Genomic DNA, 2,801 nt, shown 5'->3' on the forward strand with positions numbered 1-2,801 from the left:
CCGGCAGCGCATTGCCTACATCATGGGTCATCAGGCAACGTCTTCTGTGGACAAATACGGCAATCGTAAATCCGCTAGAGTTATGGTGATTTCTGGTGTATGGGGGGGTAGAGGAGGTGGCGTATCCTGCTGATTGATTCCCGCGAAGAATCGCAATCAACAGAGGTGATACGCCATGACCAATTCTACCCTCAGAGCCCTGCCACAACCAGAGGTCAAGTCAACAGATCCGCTCACAGACCTGCTGCGTGCTGGAGCCAGAGACCTGATTGCCCAAGCAGTGGAAGCAGAGCTCCAAGCTCTTCTCGAGCACCACGGTCAGCTCAAGCTCCCCGATGGCCGCCAAGCTGTGGTGCGCAACGGCTTTTTGCCTGAACGCACTATCCAAACCGGGATCGGCGATGTCGAGATCAAAGTGCCCAAGGTGCGTGACAGAAGTGGCTCAGGGATCTGCTTCAACAGCTCGCTGCTACCGCCCTACCTCAAGCGCTCCGGCAGCATAGAAGAGCTGCTGCCATGGTTGTACCTGCGGGGACTCTCCACCGGGGACTATCAGGAGGCGCTGGGCGCGTTGCTCGGTGACAAGGCCAGGGGGCTGTCGGCCAATACCATCAGCCGCCTGAAACAGCACTGGGGGGATGAGCATCGGGAGTGGAGTCAGCGGGACCTGAGCCTGAAGCGGTATGTGTACTTTTGGGCGGACGGGATATACAGCAACGTGCGCATGGGAGACCGGCTTTGCTTGCTGGTGATCATCGGCGTAACGGAGCATGGCCATAAGGAACTGGTGGCGGTCGAGGATGGCCTGAGGGAATCTGAGACCAGTTGGACAGAGCTCTTGATGGGGCTGCGAGCCAGAGGACTGGACAAGGGCCCCAAGCTTGCCGTCGGTGATGGCGCCCTGGGTTTTTGGCGAGCGCTGGCCAAGTGCTACCCGGACACGGTTCATCAACGGTGTTGGGTGCACAAGACTGCGAACGTGCTGGCAGCGTTGCCCAAATCAGTGCATCCCAAGGTCAAGGATGCGCTGCATGAAATCTGGATGGCCGAGACAAGGGATGAGGCTCACACGGCGTTTGACCGCATCTTGGTGCGCTTTGAAGCGAAGCACCCGAAGGCGATGGAGAAGCTTACGAAAGACCGGGAGGAGCTGCTGGCGTTCTATGATTTTCCGGCCGAGCACTGGGTGCATATCCGGACGACGAACCCGATAGAGTCGACGTTTTCGACGGTCAGGCTACGAAGTAAGAGAGCGCGGAACTGCGGGTCTCGGGAGACCACGCTGGCGATGGTTTACAAGCTGCTTGAAGTGGCCCAGAAAAAGTGGAAGCGACTCAAGGGATTTGCGCTGCTGAAGCTGGTAGTAAACAACGTGAAATTCAAGGACGGAGTACAGGTGCTGGATGAGTCAGACAGGAATGCCGCCTGACCTACGCCATACACCAGATTTGACAATAGCTCATCCGCTAATGGTAACGTGTTACCCACTTGCCCAGCGGATGCTGACCTGAGCCATATCAGGACAACGCACGCCGAGCTTTCTGTGGATAACAAAACTCATCGCCAGGTAGCTACACCCACAACAGTGGCTGAGCCTTCGCCGAGCGCAGATTCAACTGCCCCAACAACGCCGAGAGGCATGGCGGCATTCATCAATCGGCATCGCGATGCCGATGACGACTTATCCCGATAAGGGAGCGGCTACAGGGGGACAGCCTTGCTGCTATCACAGCATGGCAAATCCCCCCTGGGGCGCAACCGTAAGAACGCCTTCGTCGCAACCGTAAGAACGCCTTCGTCGCAACCGTAAGAACGCAGAGCCAACACAGCGTAAGAACGCGGGGTAAAACATTCTTACGAACGTAAGAATGTGGGTGTGTCGAGGTTACGAGACCGGAACCCCCGTAGGTTGCGCAGCGACCGGAGTGGGGTGGAGAACCCATTTTTATGGAGGGTATGAAGCGATTAATATGGCATGACAAAGGAGCCGAATATAGGGGTCAAGGTGGAGTCTGACGAGGCACGAGGAGGAACTACCTTGATGCCTATATATCGGTGACGGTCATCCATATTGATGGCGAAATACCAGACATAAAAAATGTTTAGATGATTATTTGTTATTACACAAAACGCAGCCATAACATCGCTTGGTGCTGATCAATCGAGGGCGTTTACATCACAACCAGTATCTAACCAGTAGAATTTATGACAGCGGAAAAGGCACCATATTGTTTAACTAAATAGAGGAATAGATGAAAATTATAAACGAGATTTTGGCAATCATTTCAGAACACCCGCGCACCGGATCTAGCAGGGTGCTGGCTGCTGCGTTGGCATCGGCATGTAACACTCAATACACAGTGTCATTGCTCGATGTGTCTGTGAGGCTCGATGAAAGTGGCAGGCGGCTGGTTGAGCGCCTTGCTCGGATCACTCTGGAAGCCGATTATTCGAACGATGCACAGGATCGGGCGCTCCAACGCCTTCGGGCGCTCGGGCTCATTTGCTGATCGAGGACAGACGACCAATGCCACCATTGTTGGTGGCATTTTTATACCTGATTATCCATGCCCTTCATACTGATAGCGCAATATCAGACATAAAAACACTGTATCTGCAACAACACGGGGTAGTTAATTATACATATACGCATGATTAGCTTATGCATATATGTAAACGATGAGACATATCAACATAGTACTAAGTCACCACAATAATATAGGTATGTTTATGAATAATGAAAAACATTATAATTTCAGTCCTGCTGCTGGATTAATTTCCAGCCAGCAACGCCCTAATTG

1 protein-coding gene is annotated in these 2,801 nt (G+C 53.1%); it reads left to right on the forward strand.

The window, feature by feature from the left end; genetic code table 11:
- The first annotated feature begins 175 nt into the window (after window positions 1–175).
- Window positions 176–1,429 (forward strand): IS256 family transposase, encoded by a 1,254-nt coding sequence (locus OKC31_RS21460; RefSeq protein WP_167568047.1) that lies wholly within the window; start codon window positions 176–178, stop codon window positions 1,427–1,429.
- The last annotated feature ends 1,372 nt before the right edge of the window (window positions 1,430–2,801 follow it).

The sequence above is a fragment of the Aeromonas sp. Y293-4 genome (genome assembly GCF_027705905.1).
Taxonomy (GTDB): Bacteria; Pseudomonadota; Gammaproteobacteria; order Enterobacterales; family Aeromonadaceae; genus Aeromonas; species Aeromonas veronii.

What these genes read in the sequence shown, in the direction of transcription:
- OKC31_RS21460 (WP_167568047.1), top strand. Translation starts at nt 176, where the DNA reads ATGACCAATTCTACCCTCAGAGCCCTGCCACAACCAGAGGTCAAGTCA.